This window comes from Nocardia sp. Marseille-Q1738, from assembly GCF_965283145.1.
The window spans coordinates 96,594-121,191 of sequence record NZ_CBDIMS010000012.1; the positions used below are offsets into that span (position 1 = coordinate 96,594).

General features: G+C 69.5%; 22 protein-coding genes. 10 read left to right on the top strand and 12 right to left on the bottom strand.

What is annotated here, in order from left to right:
- Positions 1-7 precede the first annotated feature (7 nt).
- The 7 genes from ACWPXK_RS30960 to proB all read left to right on the top strand — a co-directional run bounded on the left by ACWPXK_RS30960 (position 8) and on the right by proB (position 8,775).
- Complete coding sequence (locus ACWPXK_RS30960; RefSeq protein WP_364327546.1) at positions 8-424, top strand: DUF4233 domain-containing protein; 417 nt, start codon at positions 8-10, stop codon at positions 422-424.
- Positions 425-602: 178 nt separating this feature from the next.
- Positions 603-1,019: a nucleoside-diphosphate kinase gene (ndk, locus tag ACWPXK_RS30965; RefSeq protein ID WP_040775911.1), complete on the top strand. Its 417-nt coding sequence runs from the start codon at positions 603-605 to the stop codon at positions 1,017-1,019.
- A 472-nt stretch (positions 1,020-1,491) separates the two neighbouring features.
- A complete protein-coding gene (locus tag ACWPXK_RS30970; protein ID WP_454199710.1) occupies positions 1,492-4,905 on the top strand; it encodes a translation initiation factor IF-2 N-terminal domain-containing protein in 3,414 nt (1,137 codons plus the stop codon).
- A gap of 410 nt (positions 4,906-5,315) precedes the next feature.
- Positions 5,316-5,627 (top strand): 50S ribosomal protein L21, encoded by a 312-nt coding sequence (gene rplU, locus ACWPXK_RS30975; RefSeq protein WP_040775804.1) that lies wholly within the window; start codon positions 5,316-5,318, stop codon positions 5,625-5,627.
- Between the two features lie 22 nt (positions 5,628-5,649).
- Complete coding sequence (gene rpmA, locus ACWPXK_RS30980; RefSeq protein ID WP_364327556.1) at positions 5,650-5,916, top strand: 50S ribosomal protein L27; 267 nt, start codon at positions 5,650-5,652, stop codon at positions 5,914-5,916.
- Between the two features lie 121 nt (positions 5,917-6,037).
- On the top strand, positions 6,038-7,492 hold the full coding sequence (gene obgE, locus ACWPXK_RS30985; protein ID WP_454199711.1) for a GTPase ObgE: 1,455 nt from the start codon (positions 6,038-6,040) through the stop codon (positions 7,490-7,492).
- A gap of 182 nt (positions 7,493-7,674) precedes the next feature.
- Positions 7,675-8,775 carry a glutamate 5-kinase gene (proB, locus tag ACWPXK_RS30990; protein WP_454199798.1) on the top strand — a complete coding sequence of 367 codons (1,101 nt, stop codon included), beginning with the start codon at positions 7,675-7,677 and terminating at the stop codon, positions 8,773-8,775.
- A 342-nt stretch (positions 8,776-9,117) separates the two neighbouring features.
- Here proB and ACWPXK_RS30995 read toward each other — a convergent pair whose 3' ends face one another.
- The 3 genes from ACWPXK_RS30995 to ACWPXK_RS31005 all read right to left on the bottom strand — a co-directional run bounded on the left by ACWPXK_RS30995 (position 9,118) and on the right by ACWPXK_RS31005 (position 11,508).
- Positions 9,118-10,341: a hypothetical protein gene (locus ACWPXK_RS30995; RefSeq protein WP_454199712.1), complete on the bottom strand. Its 1,224-nt coding sequence runs from the start codon at positions 10,339-10,341 to the stop codon at positions 9,118-9,120.
- Positions 10,338-10,712 (bottom strand): hypothetical protein, encoded by a 375-nt coding sequence (locus tag ACWPXK_RS31000; RefSeq protein WP_454199713.1) that lies wholly within the window; start codon positions 10,710-10,712, stop codon positions 10,338-10,340. Before ACWPXK_RS31000 ends, ACWPXK_RS30995 begins: the two co-directional genes overlap by 4 nt.
- 91 nt (positions 10,713-10,803) lie before the next feature.
- Complete coding sequence (locus ACWPXK_RS31005; protein ID WP_454199714.1) at positions 10,804-11,508, bottom strand: ESX secretion-associated protein EspG; 705 nt, start codon at positions 11,506-11,508, stop codon at positions 10,804-10,806.
- A gap of 662 nt (positions 11,509-12,170) precedes the next feature.
- Here ACWPXK_RS31005 and ACWPXK_RS31010 point away from each other — a divergent pair.
- Positions 12,171-12,518: a hypothetical protein gene (locus tag ACWPXK_RS31010; protein WP_454199715.1), complete on the top strand. Its 348-nt coding sequence runs from the start codon at positions 12,171-12,173 to the stop codon at positions 12,516-12,518.
- 16 nt (positions 12,519-12,534) lie between these two features.
- Here ACWPXK_RS31010 and ACWPXK_RS31015 read toward each other — a convergent pair whose 3' ends face one another.
- The 8 genes from ACWPXK_RS31015 to ligD form a co-directional block, all read right to left on the bottom strand.
- Positions 12,535-13,629, bottom strand: a complete 1,095-nt coding sequence (locus tag ACWPXK_RS31015; protein ID WP_454199716.1) for a methyltransferase — start codon at positions 13,627-13,629, stop codon at positions 12,535-12,537.
- 77 nt (positions 13,630-13,706) lie between these two features.
- Complete coding sequence (locus ACWPXK_RS31020; RefSeq protein WP_454199717.1) at positions 13,707-14,501, bottom strand: MerR family transcriptional regulator; 795 nt, start codon at positions 14,499-14,501, stop codon at positions 13,707-13,709.
- Between the two features lie 94 nt (positions 14,502-14,595).
- Entirely contained in the window at positions 14,596-16,095 is a 1,500-nt protein-coding gene (locus tag ACWPXK_RS31025; RefSeq protein ID WP_454199718.1) for a flavin-containing monooxygenase, read from the bottom strand.
- Between the two features lie 11 nt (positions 16,096-16,106).
- A complete protein-coding gene (locus ACWPXK_RS31030; RefSeq protein WP_454199799.1) occupies positions 16,107-17,027 on the bottom strand; it encodes a ferritin-like domain-containing protein in 921 nt (306 codons plus the stop codon).
- Between the two features lie 7 nt (positions 17,028-17,034).
- Entirely contained in the window at positions 17,035-17,937 is a 903-nt protein-coding gene (locus ACWPXK_RS31035) for an SDR family NAD(P)-dependent oxidoreductase (protein ID WP_454199719.1), read from the bottom strand.
- 1 nt (position 17,938) lies between these two features.
- Positions 17,939-18,922 (bottom strand): alpha/beta hydrolase, encoded by a 984-nt coding sequence (locus ACWPXK_RS31040; protein WP_454199720.1) that lies wholly within the window; start codon positions 18,920-18,922, stop codon positions 17,939-17,941.
- A gap of 214 nt (positions 18,923-19,136) precedes the next feature.
- A complete protein-coding gene (locus ACWPXK_RS31045) occupies positions 19,137-20,087 on the bottom strand; it encodes a D-isomer specific 2-hydroxyacid dehydrogenase family protein (RefSeq protein ID WP_454199721.1) in 951 nt (316 codons plus the stop codon).
- Between the two features lie 201 nt (positions 20,088-20,288).
- Positions 20,289-21,263: a non-homologous end-joining DNA ligase gene (gene ligD / locus ACWPXK_RS31050; RefSeq protein WP_454199722.1), complete on the bottom strand. Its 975-nt coding sequence runs from the start codon at positions 21,261-21,263 to the stop codon at positions 20,289-20,291.
- A gap of 440 nt (positions 21,264-21,703) precedes the next feature.
- Between ligD and ACWPXK_RS31055 the strand changes: the two genes are divergently transcribed.
- Positions 21,704-21,943 (top strand): hypothetical protein, encoded by a 240-nt coding sequence (locus tag ACWPXK_RS31055; RefSeq protein WP_454199723.1) that lies wholly within the window; start codon positions 21,704-21,706, stop codon positions 21,941-21,943.
- Between the two features lie 46 nt (positions 21,944-21,989).
- Complete coding sequence (locus tag ACWPXK_RS31060) at positions 21,990-22,298, top strand: hypothetical protein (RefSeq protein WP_228838422.1); 309 nt, start codon at positions 21,990-21,992, stop codon at positions 22,296-22,298.
- Positions 22,299-22,391: 93 nt separating this feature from the next.
- On the opposite strand, the gene ACWPXK_RS31065 is transcribed toward ACWPXK_RS31060, so the two are convergent.
- Positions 22,392-24,515, bottom strand: coding sequence for a RecQ family ATP-dependent DNA helicase (locus ACWPXK_RS31065; protein ID WP_454199724.1), 2,124 nt, complete (start codon positions 24,513-24,515; stop codon positions 22,392-22,394).
- Between the last annotated feature and the right edge of the window lie 83 nt (positions 24,516-24,598).

A 24,598-nucleotide genomic window follows, 5' to 3' on the forward strand; every position in this document is an offset into this window, starting at 1 on the left:
ATGCAGCATGAGTGAACCCGCCGACCAGGGCGAGCGGCCGGTGCCACCGCCCGCGACCGATCCGTGGAAGGGCTTCCGCGGCGTGATGGCGGGCACCCTGGTACTCGAGGCGATCGTCGTACTGCTCGCGTTGCCGGTGGTCGCCGACGTCGGGGGCGGGGTGACCTGGCTGTCCGGCACCTATCTCGTGGCACTCGCGGTGGTGATGTTCCTCGGTGCCGGATTGCAGCGGCGGTCCTGGGCCCTGCCGTTCAACCTGGCGCTGCAGGTGTTCGTCCTGCTCGGCGCGTTGATACACCTGTCCATCGGCATTATCGGCGTGGTGTTCGCCGTGGTCTGGGGCTTCATCCTGGTGCTGCGCGCCGACGTGCGGGGGCGCATGGAAAAGGGCCTGCTGCCGAGTCAGCGCATCCAGCGCGATTAGCCGTCATCGCGGCGATCGCCTCGGCCCCTCGCCGCGGACAGCCTCGTGACGAGGACGTGGACGACGATCGGCACATGGGGGCCCCGACGCGGTGTCCAGGTCCGCGGTGCGACTTCCGGGGCGAGCCAGCCCGACCGCTGGTGCGGCGTCCGGAAGGTTGCCCGTTAGGCTGTGCGCCGTGACTGAGCAGACGTTGGTACTCATCAAGCCGGACGGTGTGGCCCGTGGCCTTGTCGGCGAGGTGCTGGCACGTATCGAGCGCAAGGGGCTGAAGATCGTCGCCCTCGAGCTGAAGCAGGTGTCCGAGGAACTGGCCAAGGGCCACTACGCCGAGCACGCCGAGAAGCCGTTCTTCGGTTCCCTGATCGAGTTCATCACCTCCGGGCCGGTGGTCGCGGCCATCCTGGAGGGCCCGCGGGCCATCGCCGCGTTCCGGCAGATCGCGGGCGGTACCGATCCGGTCGAGAAGGCCGCGCCCGGCAGCATTCGCGGAGACTTCGCTCTCGAGACGCAGGAGAACCTGGTGCACGGGTCCGATTCACCCGAATCGGCCAAGCGTGAGATCGCGCTCTGGTTCCCGGAACTGCCCGCCTGATCGGGTCCGGACCGTCGTGCCCGCGCCGTGGTAGCGCAGGGCGAACGCGGCGCGGGCCCGACGGTGCCGAGCGCCGATGGCGAACGCCCGGCGCGCGATGTGGGATACTGGCATCGGCTGCATTCGATGCCGACTGTTCGTGCAGGTGCGCGAACGAGACGTGACGAGCGCAGCCGGATGACACCGCGGTTCGATGCCGATCATCGCTGCCACGGACAAAAGGCCTGGTAATCGGGGCTCGCTGTCCGCGTCGGCACGCTGGATGAGCGCTCGATCCGCGGAGTTCAGCCATACTGCCAGGCGCCGCGTGACCAGTTAGCCCGAACGACGAACGACCGAGGAGATAACCGGGCACGCGGGGCGAGACCACTTGACCTCGCGCCCACCGGGTGCGAGTCGAACGAACAGCGCCCCCGCGTCGGCCGCGTCACTCCCGCCGGGAGGGACGCGCCCGGGGGCCCGAGGAGACTTCGTGGCCGAACAAGAGCCGCTGGAAACAACATCACAGGATGCCGAACAATTGCCGGAGCGAATCCGAGTTCACGCACTCGCCAAGTTGCTGGGGGTAACGAGCAAGCGCATCCTGGCCAAGCTGACCGAGATGGGGGCGGACGCGCGCAGCGCGCAATCGAACGTCGACCGAGCCGTCGCGGAGTCCGTCCGCGACGCCTTGGCGCCGGTCGAGGCGGACGCCGCGCCCGAGCAGGAGGCGTCCCCCGCACCGGCGCACACCACCGCCGAACCGTCGGACGCGGGCACCGCGCGTTCGACCGAGACCGGGCCGGAGGTGACCGAACCACCGGAACCCGCTCCACAACCCAAGGCCGAAGCACCTTTCGCCGCCGCGGGCGTCCTCTTCTCCGCACCTGAGGTGGTGAGCCCCGGACAGCCCGCGCCGACCGGCGACATGGCGCACCAGCCGACGCAGTTGTTCACCCACTTGGTGCGGCAGGAGCCGGAGCCGGTCGCCCCGGTGGTGTTCGAATCGGCCGCGGTCGTGCAGGCGCCGCTGTTCCTGCCGCCGGACGCAGGCGCCGCCGAGGAGGCCCGCAGGAGGCGCCGCGCGGAACGCGAGACCCGGCGCGCCGAGGAGACCGCACCCGAACCCGCCGAACCCGCCGAAGACGAGACCGAGGTCGCCGAGGACGAGCGCGAGTCATCCGACCAGCAGGGTGACGCCGAGGGCCAGCCGCGGCGCAGGCGCCGCGGCCGCCGCGGCCGTGGTCGCGGGCGCGGCGAGCAGCAGTCCGACGCGGACAACGAGGGCGAGGAGACCGATTCCGACGACACCGAGGACGAGTCGGCCGCCGAGACCACCGAGCCCACCGAAGCGGCGGAGTCCGCCGAGACCGGCACGGCCGAGTCCGAGGACGAGGAGGACGTACCCGAGGGTTCGAGCCGTCGCCGCCGTCGTCGCCGTCGCCGCAAGGTGGCCGGGGAATCCGGCGAGAACGAGCCCGCCGAGGACGATCCGCCGAACACGGTGGTGCACGAGCGCGAGCCGCGCAACAAGAGCCGCGCTCGCGTCACGGTGGACGAGGTCCAGGGCATCACCGGTTCCACCCGGCTGGAAGCCAAGCGGCAGCGCCGCCGGGACGGCCGGGAAGCGGGCCGCCGCCGTCCGCCGATCCTGACCGAGTCGGAGTTCCTGGCCCGGCGCGAGGCGGTGGACCGGGTCATGGTGGTGCGCGAGAAGTCCTTCCCGGACCATCCGGCCGCGACGCAGGTCGCGGTGCTCGAAGACAACGTCCTGGTCGAGCACTTCGTGACCAGCACCGGCTCCGCGTCCATGGTGGGCAACGTCTACCTGGGCAAGGTGCAGAACGTGCTGCCCAGCATGGAGGCGGCGTTCGTCGACATCGGCCGCGGCCGCAACGGTGTGCTCTACGCCGGTGAGGTGAACTGGGAGGCCGCCGGTCTCGGCGGCAAGGAGCGCAAGATCGAGCAGGCGCTCAAGCCGGGCGACCAGGTGCTGGTCCAGGTGAGCAAGGACCCGGTCGGTCACAAGGGCGCCCGCCTGACCACCCAGATCAGCCTGGCCGGCCGCTTCCTGGTGTACGTGCCGGGCGGCACCTCCACCGGAATCAGCCGCAAGCTGCCCGACACCGAGCGCAAGCGCCTGAAGGAGATCCTGCGCGAGATCGTGCCCGCCGACGCCGGTGTGATCATCCGCACCGCCTCGGAGGGCGTCAGCGAGACCGAGCTGGCCCGCGACGTGGAACGGCTGCAGGCCACCTGGCGCACCATCCAGCAGCAGACCGGCAAGGACAACAACGCGCCCAAGTCGCTGTACGAGGAGCCCGACCTCCTGGTCAAGGTCATCCGCGACCTGTTCAACGAGGACTTCTCCAAGCTGGTCATCGAAGGCGACCGGGCCTGGAGCACGGTGGAGAAGTACATCGGCACCGTCGCGCCGGACCTGCTCGCCCGGGTCGCCCGGCACGAGAACAACGGCGTCGACGTGTTCGAGGCCTACCGGATCGATGAGCAGCTGGCCAAGGCGCTGGATCGCAAGGTGTGGCTGCCGTCCGGCGGCACCCTGGTGATCGACCGCACCGAGGCCATGACGGTGATCGATGTGAACACCGGCAAGTTCACCGGTTCCGGCGGCAGCAACCTGGAGGAGACGGTCACCAGGAACAACCTGGAGGCGGCCGAGGAGATCGTGCGCCAGATGCGGCTGCGCGATATCGGCGGCATGATCGTCGTCGACTTCATCGACATGGTGCTCGAGTCCAACCGCGACCTGGTGCTGCGCCGCCTCACCGAGGCGCTGGGCCGGGACCGCACCCGGCACCAGGTCTCCGAGGTCACCTCGCTCGGGCTGGTCCAGATGACCCGCAAGAAGCTGGGCACCGGCCTGGTCGAGGCGTTCTCCACCACCTGCGAGCACTGCCATGGCCGCGGCATCCTGGTGCACGCCTACCCGGTAGAGCCCGGTTCGGGTGACGAAGCCGCCGGGCGGACCAAGGAAGGCGGTTCGCGCAGGCGCCGCGGACGGGACAAGGGCGCGGCAGCGCAGGCCCAGCCGGCCAACGGGGCCGGTCCCGCCGGCGAACCCGAGGAGGACGCCGCCGTCAAGCGGGCGCATCCGGTCGCGCTGGCGATGGCCGCACACCACCCCGACGATGCCGACCAGGAGCCGCAGCAGGGCGGAGACAAGGCCGGTGCGGCGGCGGTCGCCGAAGCCGAGGCCGAGGCTGTCGAGCCCGCGGTTGCCGGCGAATCCGCCGCGGCCGTCGAAGACGGTGCCGCCGCCGAGTCGCTGATCGCGGAGACTGTCCACGCCGCCGTGGCAGTGCCCGCCGAGGAGCCCGAGACCGAGCCCGCCGAAGTCGTCGAGGTCATCGAGCAGGTCGAGACCGGCGAGCCCGGGGTGTCCGAGTCGGTCGCCGAGCGCGCAGGGACGGTCGAACCCGCTCGGGTCGACGAGCCCGCGCAGGTCGCGGAGCCCGCCCCGGCTGCCGAAGCCGCGCAGGTCGCGGAGCCCGCTCCTGCTCCTGAGCCCGCGCAGGCCGAACAGCCCGCTCACGCTGTCGAGCCGGCTCGCACTGCGGAGCCGACTCCGGCCGCGCAGCCCGCTCGGCCTGCTGAGCCCGCCCCGGTGGCGCAGCCCGTATCGGCGGTCGAGGCCGCTGCCGCGGCGACCGCCAACGGTGTGGCCGAACCGGCCCGGGGCCGCCAGCCTCGGCGCCGGAGGGTCGCTCGTTCCGCCGCACCTGCCGCCGACAGCTCGGGCGCGGTGTTCGTACTGCCCACCGGTGAGCAGGCGCCCTCGCCGGCCACCGATTACTCCCAGCCCGAGCCGGTCGAATTGCCGCAGCGCAACCGGCCGCGCAGGCGGGCGGTCGGGCGACCGGCGGGCGCGCCCGAGTCGTCCAACTGAGTCGTCGCTCATGCCTGCGCCTCGCTGGCGCTCGGCTCCGGCATGAGCGAGTGCTCGGCTGTGTCCGTTGTTCGCTCGCTGCGCTCGCTCATGGTCCCGTGGCCCTCGTCGGTGTGACCGGCGGGGGCCACGTGCGTGTCGGCGGCGAACCGGTGGCATAGGCGCGGTGTGCGCACGGACGCCGGTTTGGTCGTGGCGGTGGCCGTCCTGTAATCTTGGACAGTCGCTGCCCGGTGACAACATGTTTTGTCTTCGTGGCCCGGTTCTCGCCAGTTCGACACCGAGAGCCACCAGGCGCCGAGGCGGCGGCGATTACCAGACCAGTCGTGTGGCGGTTTCCGGTGGAATCAGACCCGGAAGTCGCCGCGTGAGCAAGTGCAGAGCACTATAGGAAGAAGGGCAGCCGACCGATGGCAACGTACGCGATCGTCAAGACCGGCGGAAAGCAGTACAAGGTCGCGGTCGGTGACCTGGTGAAGGTCGAGAAGATCGAGGGTGCTCCTGGCACCGCCGTGGCGCTGGATCCGGTCCTGGTCGTCGATGGCGCCGAGCTGACCACTGATGCCGCGAAGCTGGCCAAGGTCTCCGTGGCCGCCGAGGTGGTCGAGCAGACCAAGGGCCCGAAGATCCGCATCCACAAGTTCAAGAACAAGACCGGCTACCACAAGCGCCAGGGTCACCGTCAGCCGCTGACGGTCCTGAAGGTCACCGGCATCAAGTAAGACATCCCGAGGAGAATCAGCTATGGCACACAAGAAGGGCGCGTCCAGCTCCCGGAACGGACGCGATTCCAACGCCCAGCGACTCGGCGTCAAGCGCTTCGGCGGCCAGACGGTCAAGGCGGGCGAGATCCTGGTGCGTCAGCGCGGCACCCACTTCCACCCCGGCGTGAACGTCGGCCGTGGCGGTGACGACACCCTGTTCGCCCTCGCGGCGGGCGCGGTCGAGTTCGGCACCAAGCGTGGACGCAAGACCATCAACATCGTGGTCCCGGAGCCGGTTCAGGCCTGACCGCCGAACCACTTCCGGACAACAACGAGCGGGTCAGGGTCTCGATACCCTGGCCCGTTTTTCGTGTTTTCGCGACGACAGCCCTGAGTACGACCAGTCCCGAAGGAGGATGATTCGGCGTATGTCCAAGTTCATCGACCGTGTCGTACTGCATGTGCGTGCGGGCAAGGGCGGCCACGGATGCGCCTCGGTGCACCGGGAGAAGTTCAAGCCGCTCGGCGGACCCGACGGCGGCAACGGCGGCAACGGCGGAGACGTGATCCTCGAGGTCGACTCCAACGTGCACACCCTGCTGGACTTCCACTTCCACCCGCACGCCAAGGCGGGCAACGGCAAGCCGGGCGAGGGCGGCAACCGGGACGGCAAGCAGGGCGCCGACCTGGTGCTGAAGGTGCCCGACGGCACGATGGTGCTCGACGACGACGGCAAGGTGCTCGTCGACCTGGTCGGTGCAGGCAACCGCTTCATCGTCGCCCGCGGCGGACGCGGCGGGCTGGGCAACGCCGCACTGGCCTCGAAGGCGCGCAAAGCGCCCGGTTTCGCGCTGCTCGGTGAGGACGGCGAAGAGCTCGATCTGGTGCTGGAGCTGAAGTCGGTCGCCGACGTCGGGCTGGTCGGTTTCCCGTCAGCGGGCAAGTCGTCGCTGGTCTCCGTGCTGTCGGCGGCGAAGCCGAAGATCGCCGACTACCCGTTCACCACGCTGGTGCCCAACCTCGGTGTGGTCGCCAGTGGGGATACCACTTTCACCGTCGCGGACGTGCCCGGCCTGATCCCCGGCGCCAGCGATGGCCGTGGCCTGGGCCTGGACTTCTTGCGGCACCTGGAGCGCTGCGCGGTGCTCGCACACGTGGTGGACTGCGCCACGCTGGAGCCGGGGCGCGACCCGGTCTCCGACGTGGACGCGCTCGAGGCCGAACTGGCCGCCTACCGACCGGCGCTGAGCGCCGACGCCGGGCTCGGCGACCTGGCCGACCGGCCGCGAGTGGTGATCCTGAACAAGATCGACGTGCCCGACGCCGCCGAGCTCGCGGAAATGGTGACCCCGGAGTTCACCGAGCGAGGGTGGCCGGTGTTCGAGATCTCCGCGGTGAGCCGGGCGGGCCTGCGCCCCTTGACGTTCGCCCTCGCCGACCTGGTGCGCAAGTACCGCGACGAGCATCCGAAGGCGGCGCCCAAGCGCCCGGTCATCCGTCCGATCGCGGTGGACGAGACCGGGTTCAGCGTGATCGCGGACCCGGAGGAGCCGGGCGGCTTCATCGTGCGCGGCACCCGGCCGGAGCGCTGGGTGCACCAAACCCAATTCGACAACGACGAGGCCGTGGGCTACCTGGCCGACCGCCTCGCCCGCCTCGGCGTCGAGGACGAACTGGTGCGCTTGGGCGCCGAGCCGGGAGCGCCGGTGACCATCGGCGACGTGACTTTCGAGTGGGAGCCGCAGATCTCGGCGGGCATCGACATCGTGCCCACCGGCCGCGGCACCGATGTCCGGCTGGAGCAGACCGACCGAGTGAGCGCGGCCGAGCGCAAGCACGCGTCCCGGGTGCGGCGCGGGTTGGTGCAAGAAGACGAGGAGTAGGACGTGGACGACGGTCGAGTCGTGGCGTGGTCGCGGTGCGTGCACCGCGGGTCGGGCTCGATCGTTCCCGAGCGGGCGCGGATCATGGCACCCGCTCCGACCACTGTGGATTCGATCGTGGCGCAGGGAGTTCGGTGGCGATGCAGGTGACTTCGGTGACCGCCGAGACGGATTCGTCGGGCCTGAGCGAGGCTCGGCTGGCGATCGCGTCGGCGCGGCGGGTCGTGGTGAAGATCGGTTCGTCCGCGCTGACCAGCCTGAAAGGCGGCCTGGACACCGCGCGGCTGGATCGGCTCGCGGACGCGGTGGAGACGCGGATGCGCGCGGGGTCCGATGTGGTCGTGGTGTCCTCCGGCGCGATCGGCGCCGGCATCGCGCCGCTCGGCTTGACCAGTCGTCCGCGTGACCTGGCCACGAAACAGGCGGCCGCGAGCGTCGGACAGCTGGCGCTCGCCCACGCGTGGGGCACCTCGTTCGCCCGCTACGGCCGCACGGTCGGCCAGGTGCTGTTGAGCGCCGACGACTTCGCCCGCCGCGAACACCACCGCAACGCGCAGCGCACCCTGGATCGCCTGCGTTCGCTCGGCGCGGTCGCGGTGGTGAACGAAAACGACACCGTCGCCACGGAAGAGATCCGTTTCGGCGACAACGACCGGCTGGCCGCGCTGGTCGCGCATCTGGTCGGCGCGGACGCGCTCGTGCTGCTGTCCGACGTGGAGGGCCTGTACGACGGCGATCCCCGCAAGGGCGCGGCCACCTTCATCCCCGAGGTCCGCAGCAGCGCCGACCTGGACGGCGTGATCGCGGGCAGCGGTGGCGCGCTCGGCACCGGCGGCATGGCGTCCAAGCTGTCCGCGGCTCGGCTGGCCGCCGACGCGGGCGTGCCAGTCCTCCTGGCCGCCGCCACCTCGGCCGCGACCGCACTCACCACCGGCACCGTCGGCACCGCGTTCGCCGCCCGCCCGGTCCGGTTGTCCGCGCGCAAGTTCTGGGTCCGGCACGCGGCCGACAGCCGCGGCGCGCTGCTCATCGACGACGGCGCGGTCCAAGCGGTGGCGTACCGGCGCCGATCCCTGCTCGCCGCCGGCATCGTCGGTGTCCGCGGCCGCTTCTACGGCGGCGACGTGGTCGACCTGGTGGCCCCCGACAACCGCATCGTCGCCCGCGGCGTCGTCGAATACGACAGCACCGAACTGGCCGGCATGCTCGGCCGCTCCACCGACGAACTCCCCGACACCATGCAACGCCCCGTCATCCACGCCGACGACCTGGTCAAGGTGTAATCCGCAGGCATCAACCAGGCACGGCCACACTCCGCGTGGCCACGGGCGAGTCCGATCGCAGTCCACCTGGCCGATGGCCGATCAACCGCGAGATCCTGCGGGGTTCGACACGCTGTGAGCACCGGCGCAGGCACAACTTACAGCGGATACACGAATTGATCCTCAGATATGCCGACCTGCCACTTGGTGCCGTGGATGTATCGGTCATCGCTGTTGCAGAACGTCTCGGGGCGCGAGCCGTCGCAACCTTGGACGTGAAGCACTTCCTGGTCGTAAAACCGAGGCACATACCGGCATTCGATCTGCTGCCGACGCGTTAGAGCGGACGCGCGCTGACGGCGATCAGGACGGGACGACGCCGGGTTGGTTGGTGGTGGGGATGTGCCCTTGGTTGCCCTCCACCGGGCCGGTGACGCCGGGCTGGCCACCTGGGTCCGGCAACTCGACCGGGGGCCCGGCCGGGCCGGGAACCGGGGGTTGCGCCGGCGGCGCCTGGGGTGGGCTCGGCGGTTGTGCCGGTTCCGGGGTCTGCGGCGCAGGTGGTGGCGACGGCTGCGGTGGCGGAGGCGGGGGTGCGGACGGGCTCGGCGCTTGCGGAGGCTCCGGGACCTGCGGTGCTGGAGGAGGACTCGGCGGTGCCGGAGTTGTGGGTGGCACCTGCTGCGTCGGCGGTGCAGCCTCTGGTGACGGTGTCGGCGGTGCGGGTTGAGGGGACGGCGTGGGCTGCGGTGCCTGCTGCGTGGGCGGTGTCGGCGGTGCGGACGGCGTGGGTTGCGGTGTCTGCTGGGTGGAAGGAGCTTCCTGCGGCGGGGGAGCCTGCTGGGTGGGTGGCGCCGTCGGAGGCTGCTGCGTGTCGGGCTTCGGCTGGGCTGGCGGCACCGGGTTGTGTGACGGCTCGGACGATTCCGGTGCGGCGGGCGCGGGTTGCGCTGTGTCCGGGGCCGATTGGTCGTTCGGAAGAACCTGCTCGGGCGTCGCGTATCTGGGCGTGCCGGGCGAGCCCACCCGCGGTGCGGACGGCGCGGCGGGAATGGCGGGCGGATCGGGCAGCGCGGGCACGGCGGTACCCGCTGCGGAGTAGGCAGGCTTGTAGACCATGTTCATCGCGAGCAGGGCTTCCTGGCGCAGTGCTTCCTGCGCCATCTGCGCGTCGATGACGCGAGCGGCCTCCAGAGCTTTCGCGATGGCACCGATCGGTCCGGAATCGCCGGGCGGCATCACCGCGAGCTTCACCGCCTCGGCGGCGGCGGCGACCCCGCCGAGCCGGGCGCCGACCTGGCCGAGCACCGCCGCCAGTTCGTCGGCCGCCGCCGCGATACTGCGTGCGCTGGCCTGGGCCGCGTCAGCGGCGGCGCCTTTCCACTCCACGGAGTCCATCACGCGGTCGACGCCGCCCTGCGTGAGCGGGAACGACGTGGTGAGGGCTCCGGCCGCCTCGAGCCAGGTTGTCGAGGCGCGCAGCACCTGCGCGGCGTCGATCTGCTGGGCTTTGGCGTAGATCTCCTCGTGCCGCATCGACTCGAAATGCTCCATCGAGCTGATGTAGGTGGGATCGGAGCCGCTCATCGCGGGAGCCTCGACTCGATGGCGCGCAGAGCGGCGGCATGCGCGGCGTCGGCCTCCTCGAACAGGCCGCCGCTGATCAGGAACGCTTCCTTCATCCGGTAGGCCGCCTCGATGTAGTGGTCGAGCAGGGCCGCGGCGTCCCGGGCCTTGTGACCGAAACCGGCCTGCAACTGCTGCGCGGAGACGAAACCACCGAATCCCCCGAGTTCCGCGGCCGATTCGAGGCGCTGCTGTAGGTGGAGCAGCCGATCGGCCTGCCGGTCGTACATTTCGGCGCACTGCCGCGCCGCCGCCGGATCGAACTGAACGGTCCCGGCCTGGGCCGCCTCCTTGAATCGGGCGATATCGGCTCGGCTGGTCTCGATCGTCATCGCTCACCCCTGAGATCGGTCGGTAGGCCCCAGATTAACCGGAAGCCGGTGCCGGGTCAGCAAAGTCGTCGGTCCCGGCCGCCGACGTGAGCTAAGCGGGAATGCGTTTCTGCAGTTGCGCGGCGATCTGCTCGGATGAGGCCGGGGTGATGTGCACCTCGTCACCCGCCTTGATCAAGTACCGTCCGTCGTTGCGCACGTCGATCCAGGTGTAGTGGATCGGCGGGGGCGGAGCCGGACGGTCCAGCCGCGGTTCGATTCTGATGTGCCCCTCGGCGGTGTGCGGCTCGAGCAGCAGCTTGCGGATCCGCGGCGCGGCAGATCGGCGCGCGGGCACGGTCTCCTGATCGCGCACCGCGTCGCCGGACGCGACGCGAGGAGGTTCCTTGCCCGGCGGCGTCTTCGGCAGCAGCGCCGCGATCCGCTGGCCCAACTTCGAGCTGTGTCCGATCGAAACACGCACGCGGCCACCGTAATCCGGACTCGACCCGGGTTCCTGCACCGCCAGCACGGCGCGGTCGTAGATCGCGGCGGCCAGCAGCCGCAGTTCGCTGCCCGGCCGGTGTGCGCCACCGATAGCGACGATCCTGGTGTGCGGCTCGGCCAGAATGCGCAGGCAGGCCGACAGGTCGGGGTCGCGGCCGAGCGGTAGCCGTTCGGCGAGGGCGATGCGCAGCTTCTCCGCCTCGTCTTCGGTGCGCGGCGTCTCCAGGATCCGCAGCGGATACGGGTGGCGATCCAGGTCGGTTTCACGCCAGATATGGGCGAACTCGTCCGGGGTGAAGGTCCAATCCACGGCCGAATCACATCCTCACTCGAACCCGCCGACGCTGTCCGTAGCCTAGCGGTCCCATAGCCGGACCGGAGATCTCATGTGCGCTACCAAGATTTGCGGTACGACGCCTCCTCGCATTCGCGGACGCAAGACCATGTCCTTCGGTGCGGTCCGTGGCGGGTGTCGCGGCGCTCGGCCCGGGAAAGGCTTTCCAGAGGGCCGCTTTGTGCAGGTTCACGCCGCGAGACCATGGTGATTTCCGCTCTGGCCATTGGGGAGCCGCATCGGCTACGGCAGCGTGGGTTTCGAGTCCCGGATCGGACCTCCAACGGACTGGCGAGCTTCGACCGCCGCCGCATTGGAAGTGATGGATCTCACATGCCAAGACGATGCCCGAGACCATTTACCACAGTCGAGGTGGCGCGGATTCCTATGCTGCTGTCGCCGATTCGGGCTGTCGACGCATGGCGGTCCCTCGCGGGCCCTTCGGGAAAGTAGCGCACGTTCGGCGACGTGCATCGCGATTTCGTCGCGATCGCACCGCCCTCTATTTGCGCTGGTGTCGCACTCGACCCGTCCGTCCGGTTCTGCTGAAATATCAGGAGAGCAGGGATGCGAGGGCGATGGGGCGGCCCCGCACAGCAAGACCAGGATTGGCCGAGATCTGCCGAGGAGGGATTGCGGTGCACACCATCATGCGGCGAGCAGGCGGGGCGATCGGTCTGCTGAGTATCGGGGTTGGTCTTGTCTTCATCGGCGCGGGGCCGGCAGGGGCGGTGCCGACCGGCTGCTATGTCGACCGCGGTGTCACCGACGCGGCCGCCCTGTGCCACAGCGGTGAGGGATCGGCGGTGTTGGACGCCGAGTGCCTCGGTTTTCACGTGCCGCCAGGGTCCGGCCCGGTATTCGGCTACTACAGCGGCTTCGAGTCGCAGCAGACGAACGTCGGCAAGCCGATGCGCGCCACGTGCATGTCGGATGGCTCCATCGGGATCGCGACCCTCGCGTTCGTGCTTCCAGCGGCGCGGTAGCGGAGCGCTCGGGTTTTCAGCTCGGCCGCGCTTCCAGCACATTGTCGGGCGAGACCGTCGGCACGCACCTGGTGAGGGTGAACCCGTGGCGGGCGAGGAACTCCCGGTACTCGGCCTCGGTCCGTTCCCGGCCGCCCGCGTTGACCAGCATCTCCAGGTCGATGAACTTGCTCGGGTGCGGACCGGTGTGTTCCGGAACCACGAGTTCGATGATCAGCAGCCGGGCATCGGGCTCCATCGCCGCTCGCAGTGCACCCAGGATGCGTCCCGCGTCCGGCTCGGCCCAGTCGTGCAGGATGTGTTTGAGGATGTAGGCGTCGCCGCCCTTGGGGACACTGTCGAAGAACGATCCGCTTTCGACGGCGCAGCGTTCGGCCAGGCCGAGTCCGGCGAGCCGGGCGGGCGCGGCGGCCACCACCTCGGGAAGGTCGAACAGGATGCCGCGCGAGCGCGGCGAGCGACGCAGGATCTCGGTGAGCAGTGCTCCTTCGCCGCCGCCGACGTCGACGAGGGTTTCGTAGCGGCCGAAGTCGTAGGCCGCCAGCAACGGTTCCATCGCCAGGGTGCTGATACTGGTCATCGCGCGGTCGAACAGCTCGCCGAGTTCGCGATCGCGCTGCACGTAGTCGAAGAACGGCATCCCGTCCAGTTCTTCGCCGACGGGCCGGCCGGTCCGCACGGCGTCGACGAGGTGCGACCAGTGGTTGCGGTGGGTGGCGGAACCGAAGAACAGCACCGCGTCGCGCAGCGACACGTCCGCGTCGCGGCGCAGTGCCCGCGCCATCGATGTGAGCGCGTAGCGTCCGTCGCGACGCTGTGTGAAGATGCCGTAGCTGATCAGCAGCCGCAGCAGGCGCCGCAACGCGTCCTCGTCGGCGCCGACCGCGGCGGCGAGTTCCGCGCTCGATCGCGGCCCTTTCGTGAGTTCATCGGCCACCCCGAGCACCGCGGCGGCGTGGATGGCCTGCGTGATCCATCCGGCGGCGATCAGCTCCATCAGCGCGATGTGTCCCGGCACCAGCTTGCGAAACGCCACGGCCAGTACCGTGCGGACCGATTCGACGGCCCGCACCAGCCGCTGTGGAGGGATTCTGGCTCGGTCGGACGCCACGGCGACTCCATCCGTCGAAGGTCGGCACGCTGTACTTGCCTAGGAGGGTACGTCGCGGCGGGTGGGTTCAGTGGGCGCTAGCGAGAGTCGCCGCCTAGCATCTCGGGCCGGGATTCGCTGCGCCTGCGCTCGCGGTCGGCGGCGGTGGCGAGGTAGTCGCCGAGTTCGCGTCGCAGCGTGACGTCCAGCGAACGGGCCAGCGTGGCGTGCACCGAGGCCACCGCCAGCTCGCGCATCTTGTTGAGCATCGTGGTGGTGTCGGCGATTTCGCTGCTGGTGTCCGGAAGCCAGCCGGGTCCGTGCTCGTCGATGATGTGCTGCTTGGCGGCGGTGATCATGATGTGGGTGATGTCATCGATCCGGTCGGCCACCTTGGCGTAGATCTCGATGAGCGTGCGCAGTTCGAGACCGTACTCGTGCAGTTCGGCGAACGAGGTGAGCAGCTGGGTGTCGGTGAACACCACCGTCTCGCCCTCGAGCCGGACCAGCTTCATCTCACGCAGGCGGTCGACCAGCTCGTCGGCCTCGGCGCCGAGGATGGTGCCGATCAGCTCGCGCGGCACCTCGAAGGTCTCGTCCTTGGCCCAGGACGCGGTCACGGCGTGCTGCAGCCCGAGCACCTCGGTCAGGTCCTTGCCGGTTTCCCAGCTGGTGATGAAGTCGGCGATGTGCGCGGTGGTGAAGCCGCGCTGCAGCAGCGCGTCGATCAGGCGCAGCCGCTCCAGGTGCGAGTCGTCGTAGATGCTGGCCCGCCCGTCCTTGCCGACCGGCGGCGGCAGCAGCCCGCGTTCCTGGTAGGCGCGCACATTGCGGGTGGTGGTGCCCGCGGCGCGCGCGAGATCGTCGATCCGGTACTCCGGCGTCGATCTCACCTCCCTCGCTGACCACGGCGCCGAGCGGAGCGGTTGCCCGCTGCGGAAACTCTGCCGACCGAGTCTATCGTCCGGTCCACCGCGCTCTCGGCACCTACGAAACCGGTGCGACCCGGCGCTGGTCGGCGCTCGCCTCGACCACCAAGTAGTCGTCGAGATCCACTGTGCGCAGCTGTTGGACGTACTGGGTGGCGAAGCCCGGATACATGGTCGCGTTGAAGCCGTCCTCGGTGAGGTACCAACTGCGGCATCCCGAGTTCCAGGTGGTGGCGGCGAGCCGGTGCTGGATGGCCGCGTTGTAGCGGTCCTGCCGATCCCGGCGGACGTCGAGCATCAGCAGATCCCGGTCCAGAATCGTGCCGATCGCGCTGACCAGGTAGTCGATCTGGGCTTCCATATAGACCAGCGCCGAGTTGTGCCCGGGTCCGGAGTTGGGTCCGAACGTCAGGAACAGGTTGGGATATCCGGAAACCGCGACGCTCTTGTAGGCGTAGGCGCCGCGCGACCACTCCTCGGCGAGAATTCGCCCGCCGAGCCCGGCCACCGGAATGGGTGTGCCGGCCTTGGACACGTCGAAACCGGTCGCGAAGACAATGCAATCCGCTTGGTGCTCAATGCCTTCCGCGGTGCGGATGCCCTGCTCGGAGATCCGGGCGATGGGCCAGGTGATCAGCTTGCAGTTGTCGCGTTGCAGCGCGGGGTAGTAGTCGTCGGTCATCAGCAGGCGCTTGCAGCCCGCCCGGAAGTCCGGAGTGAGCTGACGGCGCAGCCAGGGATCCTTGACCTGTCTGCGTAGCTGTGCCTTGCCGGCCAGCTCGACCACCCTGGTCAGCGGTGTATTCCAGACCACGCCCAGCGCGACCGACTCGTGCCCGTAGTACCAAGCGCGCCGCGCCAGCTGTTCGGTGGCGGGCACCCGGCGGTAGAGCTCCTTGGTGAGCACGGTGGTCCGCCGGTTGATCCGCGGCAGCACCCAGCCGGGCGTGCGCTGGAACACCTTCACCGAGGCGGCCTTTTCGACCAGTTCCGGAATGATCTGGACCGCGCTGGCTCCGGTGCCGATCACCGCGACCCGCTTGCCCGCGAAGTCGTAGTCGTGATCCCATCGGGCGCTGTGGATCTTGTGCCCCTGGTAGGTCTCGATGCCGCGAATATCCGGGAAACCGGCGTTGGCCAGCGGTCCGGATGCCAGCACCACCGTGCGCGCCAGGACCGGGTGCGGGTGTCCCTCGACGGCGATCTCCCAGGCCCCGGCCTGTTCGTCGAACACGATGCCCGTGACGTTGTGCCGGTAGCGGATATGCGGATCGAGCCGGAACTCGGCGACCATCGCCTCGATGTAGCCGAGGATCTCGGCGCTGCCGGAGTAGGTGTGCGACCAATTCGGATTCGGCGCGAAACTGTAGGAATACAGCCGCGACGGAATGTCGCACGCCGCACCGGGATAGGTGTTGTCACGCCAGGTTCCACCGACCGCGGTGCCCCGTTCGAGGATCGCGAAATCGTGGATTCCGTGCTGCTTCAGACGGATGGCCGTGCCGATCCCGGCGAACCCGCCGCCGATCACGGCGACGTCGAGGGTGTGCGTGCTCATCGGTTTCCTTGTCATGCGGCGGGCTCGTAGGTCAGTTCCTTCGACCAGGTCGGGTCCTTGCGCAGCAGTGCCTTCGGCACCAAGCCGGTGATCTTCACCAGCGCGTCGGCCACCAGGTGGTAGGGGTGGTCGCGGTTGATCACCCAACCACCGTGCATCTTGACGATCTGGTACATGGGGAGCCTGCGCGCGAATTCGCTGCGCTCGCCGACATTCGCGTACCGCTTCAGCGCGCCGTAGAGCTTCTGCTCGTCGACGCCCATCGCGACGATGTTGTCGCGCATCTTGTTCAGCAGCGGCACGTAGCTGAGCACGCCGATGACCAGCGAAGGCTTGGCCCATCCGCCGACCAGGTCGATGAGCAACTTGCGCATCTGCGCGTGCCCGAGCAGATCCATCACCGCAAAATCGACGGCCAGATGGCGGGATTCGTCGGAGTTGATCTTCTTGAACGCCTCCTGGCAGACCGGGTCATCGATCTCGTCCATGACGAACTTGATCAACGCGCCGTCCAGCGCCACCTCCAGCATGGGGATCACGGTGCCGAGGAACGACAGCGACATGTCGTCGGAGTACTTGTCCAGGAAGTCGATCACCAGCTTGACGTTCACGTTGGGCTGCGGGATCTCGTCACCGTCGAGCATGCCCCACCGGCGCATCAGGGCCAGCTCGGCGTTGGCGTGCTTCTGCTCCTCGGCGTGGAAGTAACGGTAGATCTCGCGCAACGTTTCATTCGGCGCCTTCTTGGCCATTGCCGCGAAGCCGCGCGCGCCGACGTTCTCGATCCACATCAGGTCGGCCATGAACGGCTTCAGCTTGGCGTGCAGTTCCGGTGTGATCGTCTCGGCGCCGGGCGCGTCCCAGTCGATGTCGGCCAGCGCCCACTGGCGGTCCTTGATCTTGCGGAGCATGTCGTCGAAGTCCATCGTGATGGCCATGTCAGACTCCTGTCTTGTCGGTGACCGGCGTGCCGCCGGTGGTGGTCGAGTCGTCCTGGGGCAGTAGCCGATCCAGCAGCCCGAGGACGTAGGTGTACCGGGCGGGGAAGTACCGCTTCAGCAGCCAGACGACGTGCGCGTCCAGCTGGGGCAGGACGTAGAGCTGCCCGCGGTCGTGCGCGTCCAGCGCGGTGCGCGCGACGCGCTCGGGGGAGAAGCCGGTCCACCGCATCAGGAAGTCGGCCAGCTGCGCGGATTCCTTGGTGATCCGGCCGTCGCGTGCGACGTTCGTCCGCACGAACGTCGGGCACAGGACGGTGACCGCGACCCCGGTGCCGCTCAGTTCGGCCGCCATGGTCTCCGAGAGCGACAGCACGCCCGCCTTCGATACGTTGTAGGCGGCCATCGAGGGCGCCGCGGCGAATCCGGCGGCCGAAGCGACGTTGATGATGCCGCCGCGCCCGGTGGCGCGCAGCCGCGGCGCGAAGACCTCGCAGCCGTGCACGACGCCCCACAGATTGATGTCCAGCGCCCACTGCCAGTCGTCGAATCCGATGCGGCCCACGGGTTTACCGCCGATGCCGACGCCGGCGTTGTTGATCACCAAGCTGACCGGGCGCTCGAAAAGCGTGTCGGCGAAGTGGGCGAGCAGTTCCACATCCTCGCGCCGCGCCACGTCGCAACGGAAGGCGTGCGCGGCGCCGGGGTGGGTGCGTTCGATCAGGGCGACCGTCTCGTCGGCGCGTGCCTCGTCGATGTCGGCGCAGATCACTTGGCCGCCGCGCGCCGCGAGCTCCAGGGCGAATGCCCGGCCGATGCCGCTGCCCGCGCCGGTGACCACGGCTCGCGCGCCGTGCGTGCGGCGGGATCTGCCCAGGCCCGCCCACCGATCCAGTCCGAACATCTCAACTCACCTTCTTCGTGGAGGTCGCGATCAGCGCCGCGCGCAGGAAGTCGGCGGCGCGGGCGAGGGCGTGGTCGGCCTCGGGCACCACCAGCGGAAGGGCCTGGAAGACGTGCAGCTGCCCGGGCCAGATCTCCAGGTCGCAGCTGCCGCCCGCACGACGGACCATGTCGCACAGGGCCTGCGCGTCGGCGCGGAGCATCTCGGTGCCGCCGACCTGCACCAGGATCGGAGGCAGTGCCATGCCGTGCGGGATCGTCAGCCGCAGACGCGGTGCATCCGCGGGCTGACCGCTGGTATAGGACGCGGGCAGCCGCCTCGCCGCGGCGGCGGAGATCAGCGGGTCCGTGCGGACACGCTCCTGCTCGGCAGCCATACCGAGGGTGAGGTCGAGTAATGGGGAGAACATCGCGACCGCGGCGGGCTGCGGCCTGCTCTGGCGCCCGTTCTCGACCAGCAGGTCCAGCGCGAGATGCCCGCCCGCGGAATCGCAGGCGATCACCACGTCTTCCGCGGCGATGTCCCGGTCGAGCAGCCAGCGGTAGCCTGCCTCGACGTCGTCGGCCGCGGCGGGGAACCGGTGTTCGGGTGCGAGCCGGTAGTCGGTGAGAAAGACCGGAAGCCCGGTCTGCTTCGACAGCCGGGCCGCGATACCACGGTGCGTGCGGGCCGAGCAGATCACGTAGCCGCTGCCGTGGATGTAGTAGATCGCCTGCGAGCCGAAAGGTACACCGGCCGCCCGGACCCATTCGCCGCGCACCTTTCCGGACCGGACCTTTGTGACGGATGTACCTGGCGGAACGGGCCCGCCGAGGGCCATCACTGTGGCGATGAGCTTGCGGGCAAACCAGACGCCCGCTGTGTTCATAGGAATCGCGCAGTTCAGCGGCCGCATACCGAGTCGGGCCGCGGCCGCGGCCACGGTGGCGTGCGGGGAAGGCGCGGCGGGAACGCCGGGAGCCGAGGTCCTCGTTGACCTTGTCATACCCTAAGAATCAGTTATGAATGTGCCAGTTGTCAATGGCACATTATGAACTGGCTGGAAGTTCGTCCAGCACTACGCGAACGATAAGACCGTGGTGTTCGAGGAATTCCTCAGCCGAGCTGCCCGGCCGAGCGACGTGTCGCGGCAGGTGATTTCGAGTTCCGGCGTCGTCTGGTGTGCCAGTGGGACTCGCTGCGACCCAGGCTTTTTCTGCTCAGTACCCGCGCTCGCGATCGATCGGCGCCAGCAGTGGGCGTCCGGTGACGAACCGCAGGACGTTGTCGCCGACGTGATCGGCGAATGCCGCCAACCGCAGCTGCGGCGGATTCGAATCATGCGGCGTGATAATGGAATTCGGCAGTACCCAGAGCGGATGACCGTCCGGCAGCGGTTCCGGATCGGTGACGTCGAGCCCGGCGCCGCCGATCGCGCCCGAGGCCAGCGCGGCCACCAGCGCGTCGGTGTCGATCAGGCTGCCGCGGGCGACGTTGACGATCCAGGACGACGGCTTGAGCCGGGCGAGTTCGTCCGCGCCGATGAGATGCCTGGTGGCGGGCGTGGCGGGCGCGGCGATGACCACGTGATCGGTACGCGGCCAGATCCGGCCGATACGGTCGGCGGAGATCGTCTCGACGGTGGCCGGGATACCCGGGCCGGTGACCGGACGACCGCTGCGGTTCACCGCGATGACGTGCGCGCCGAGCGGGATCAGCATCGGAATCAGCGCACGGCCGATGCCGCCCGCGCCGACGATGGTCACCGTCTTGCCGCGCAGCGTACCGACGTGCGGGAAGAAGTCCTGCTGTCGCCACCCCGCCGCGCGCAGATGCTCGGGCAGGTAACGCACGCCCGCGAGTAGCAGCATGAGCGCGTGCTCGGCCACGCTCGCCGCGAAAGCGCCTGCGGCGGAGGTGAATCGGATGTGCGGATGCTTGGCGAAGATGCCGGCGGTGAACCAGTCCTCGATCCCGGCGGCCGACAGCTGCACCCATTCCAGGGATGCGGGCAGCTCGTCCGGGAACTCGCCGGGTCCGCCCACCCAGATCAGCCCGCGCGCCTCGTCGAGGTCGGCAATCGCGGCGCCCGCCTCCAGCACCGCCTTCTCCACCAGCGTGGGGGGAGGTTCGGTCGGGCCGATGGCGATGGGTACTGCCGGGCGGTTCACGACTGCGCCTCGCCGGCGCTCGGCTCCGTCGTGCGCGAGGGCGCACTGTGTCCTCGGTTCGCTCGCTGACGCTCGCGCACGGATAGACCTCCTTCAGTGCAGTACGACGTGGTCGCGCTGGGACGAACGGCGGTCGGACTCGCCGTTGCGACCGTAGCACCGCCGCGTGGGCGGTGGCGTGTGGTGTCCGCCGACGCGGTGCTAGTTCTGGTCCTGATCGGTTTGCTCGTCCAGCTCCGCGTCCACCTTGTCCCGGTCCGCCCACTCCAGCAGCTGATCCAGGTGGAACACCGCGTCGTCGATGCCGGCGTGCAGGTCGCCGAGCTCGGCGACGCGGGCGGGGACGGTGGAGATGGTGAAGTCGCGCGGATCGATGTCGGGAATCTCCGCCCAGCGCACCGGGGTGGAGACCGTGGCGGCGGGGACGCCGCGCACCGAGTAGGCGGCGGCGATCGTGTGGTCGCGCGCGTTCTGGTTGTAGTCGACGAACAGCATTGCCGGGTCGCGGTCGCGACGCCACCACGTGGTGGTCACGTCATCCGGCGCGCGACGTTCCACCTCGTGGGCGAACGCGAGCGCCGCCCGGCGCACCTCCTGGAACCCCCAGTTCGGCGCGATCCGGACGTACACGTGCAGTCCCCTGCCACCGGAGGTCTTCGGCCAGCCGACGGCACCGAGCTCGTCGAGCAGCTCGTGCACGACGCCCGCCACGCGCTGCACCCGTGACCACGGGCAGTCCGGCATCGGGTCCAAGTCGATGCGCCACTCGTCGGGACGTTCGGTGTCGGCGGCGCGGGAGTTCCACGGATGGAACTCGACCGTCGACATCTGCACGGCCCAGACGACATCCGCGAGCTTCTCGACGCAGAGTTCGTCGGCATGCCTGCCGTAGCGCGGGAAGTACACCCGCACAGTCGGAATCCAGTCCGGCGCGCCCGCGGGCAGCCGCTTCTGGTGCACCTTGTCACCGGCCAATCCCTTCGGGAACCGGTGCAGCATGCAGGGCCGGTCACGCAGCGCGTTGACGATGCCGTCCCCGACGCTCAGGTAGTACTGCACCAAGTCGAGCTTGGTCGCGCCGGTTTCCGGGAAGTAGACCCGGTCCGGGTTGGAGATGCGAATCGTGTGGTCGCCGACCTCGAGTTCGAGCGCCGACGCAGCGGATTTGCGGGCCACGTGTCGACCTTAACGGCCGCAGCCGGATGTGGTCCGGTTCCTAGCACGCGTGGGCCGAAAGGCGGACCAGTATCCCGCGCGTCGAACACACCGTCCGCATACCGTGGGCGGAAGTTGGCGGCTCCGGTTTCAGCCCGCCGCGCCGACGTGCTGCGGGCCCCGCGCGGGCCAAGACAGAGGCAGACGCGTAGTGGAGCCGGGAGGTAAATCCGAGCGGGGCTGAGGCATCCGGCAACCGGGCGTAGCGCAGGGCGGAAGCGGAGAGGAGGGAATAAGTGGCGCAGCGGGAGGAACTGCGGCCGTGGTCCGCGCCGGGGCCGAGCGGAGTGAGGCAGCCGACCGGACGTAGTCCCGCGCGGGCGGAGTGCAGGCGAGGCAGCCGCAAAACCACTGCGTCGAACCGGGCACGGGTATTGCATCGTTCTGGTATGCATACGGGTATGAGCAAGGCGACACGCGTGACCGTCACGTTGGACCCTCAGGTGGCGGAATGGGTCAGGCAGGTCGCCGATCGCCAGAACCGCAGCCTGTCCTCGGTGATCAATGCCGCGGTGCGCACCACGCTCGTGCACGACAGCCTGACCGCCCTGATCATCGACGAGGAGGCCGAGTTGGCCGCCGCATACGACGACGTGACGCTCACCCAGGCCGCCGAAGACGACGCCAGCGGCGCGGCATGAGCGTGCGTAGCCATGGCGGGCCCGCTCACGCCGAAAGCGACAGAGCATGAGACGCGGTGAAATCTGGCGTTATGCCCCGACGCTCAGCGACGGCACGCCGTTCCCGCGGCGCATGACGGTCGTGCTGGTATCCGATTCGGCGGTGATCACCTCGCGCTACCCCTGGCTGCACGTCATCCCCTTGCGCGACGCCGACCCGGGTCACGTGCTGGCCACCAAGACCGAGCACGGCTGGGCCGACACCCTCGAACTGCACCGCGCCTACCGCCCCTGGCTCAGTGAATACCTCGACGTGCTGACACCATCGGAGACCGAATCCCTCGACGCGCGACTACGGGCGACCCTCAGTCTCTGATCGCAGAGACCGGTGTGTCCGGGTCGGCCGCTTGCGGGTCTGTACGGATTCGCGCGGCCGGCTTGTTCCGTGTGCTGCCACCGCACCCTGCCGCTACGTCGGCGTGGCCAGCGCGAACGGCAGGACCGCGTCGGCGCCTGCCGCGCGCAGTGCGTGGGCGGCGACGGTGAACGTCCAGCCGGTGTCGGTGATGGCGTCCACCAGCAGGATCGGGCCCGATACGGCGGTGAGGTCGGGGACTTCCCACGAGTCGAACAGTCCTGCGACGCGATGGGCGGAGTTCGCGGCGGAGACCGGCGGCCGGTCCGGGCGGGAGCGCAGGATGCCCAGGTCATGCAGGCGGCCCACCTCGGCGAGCCGGGCGGCGAGGCTGGCGGTGAGCACCGGATGACGTGCGGATTCCAGCGCGAGTACCGACGTGGGGCGAGTTGCCCAATCCCATTCGCGCAGAACGGCGATGCAGGCGTCGAAGACCGCGTCGGGGACCGGGGCGTCGGGGCCGTCGAGCAGCGTCCGCAAGCGTTGCCCCCAGCCGAGATCGGACAGCCTGCCGAGCACGCGGCCGGTCTCGGCGCCACCGGAGATCTTGCCGGACAAGGGAATCCCGAGTTTCGCCATGCCGGTGGGCCACTGTTTGCGTGGCGCGAGATCGATGCCGGGACGGTCGAGACGAGCCTTGGTCGCCGCGACGGTTTCGGCGGTGACAGTGCGGTCGGGACGGTTGCCCGTGCAGTTGTCGCAGCGGCCGCAGCCGGGCGAAGCCCCGGAATCGGCGGGTAGTCCCGGGTCGTCGAGTTGACGGCGCAGGAATTCCATCCGGCAGCGCGAGGTCGACTGGTAGTCGATCATGGCTTGCTGTTCGGCCTCGCGGGCGAGGGACAAGCGCTCGTAGCGTTCGGTGTCGTAAGTCCAGGGCTGGCCGGTGGCGATCCAGCCGCCGCGCACGCGGCGCACCGCGCCGTCCACGTCGAGCACCTTCAGCACCATCTCCAGCCGGGAGCGGTTCAGCTCCACCAGCGGTTCCAGCGCCGCGGTGGACAGCGCCCGATCGGAGTCCAGCGCGTCGAGCACCGCCCGCACGATGTGCTCGCGCGGAAAGGCGACGGAGGCGAAGTAACTCCAGATCCGCGCGTCCTCGGGGCCGGGTAGCAGGACCACCTCCGCGCGATCGGTGCCGCGCCCGGCGCGACCCACCTGCTGGTAATAGGCGATGGGCGAGGAGGGCGCGCCGACGTGCACGACGAAGCCGAGGTCGGGTTTGTCGAATCCCATGCCCAGCGCGGAGGTGGCGATGAGCGCCTTCACCTCGTTGTTCAGCAACGCGGCCTCCAAGGCCTCGCGTTCGGCGGGGTCGGTCTGGCCGGTGTAGGCGGCGACGTTGTGGCAGTGCGAGTTCAATACGTCGGCCAGATCGTGGGCGGCGGCGACGGTGAGGGTGTAGACGATGCCGGAGCCGGGCAGCCGGTGCAGGTGACCGCTGAGCCAGGCGGTGCGTTCCACGGCGTCGTCGAAGCGGACCACCGACATGTGCAGCGACTCGCGATCCAGCGTGCCGCGCAGCACCAGGGTGTCGGTGCCGATCTGGGTGGCGACGTCGGTGACCACCCGGTCGTTGGCGGTGGCGGTGGTCGCGAGCACCGGCACATCGGAGCCGAGGTCGGCGATCAGCGTCCGGATCCGGCGATAATCCGGCCGGAAGTCATGGCCCCAGTCCGAGACGCAGTGCGCTTCGTCGATCACCACCAGACCCGCGTCCGCCGCGAGCCGGGGCAGCACCTGATCTCGGAAATCCGGGTTGTTCAGCCGCTCCGGGCTGACCAGCAGCACGTCGACCGCGCCTGCGGCGACCTGCGCGTGGATCTCGTCCCATTCGGTCACATTGCCCGAGTTGATGGTGGCGGCGACCACCCCGGCGCGCTGCGCGGCAGCCACCTGGTTGCGCATCAACGCCAGCAGCGGCGACACGATCACCGTCGGCCCGCGACCGCCCCTGCGCAGCAACTTGGCGGCGATGAAATACACCGCCGATTTGCCCCAGCCGGTGCGCTGCACCACCAGCGCCCTACGCCGCCGCACGACCAGCGCCTCGATGGCGGTCCACTGATCCTCCCGCAGCCGCGCATCGGGCCCCGCCAGCTCGCGCACCAGCTGCTCGGCATGTTCGCGCAGGTCGGGGGCGGTGAGGTCGATCGAAGAGACATCGGTCGCCGTGGTCATGCGCTTCATCCTGCCCGAGGGCACCGACACGTGCCCGTGCGCCCGACCGTACCCAGAGCGAAGAGCTGCGTGACGCTCTAGTG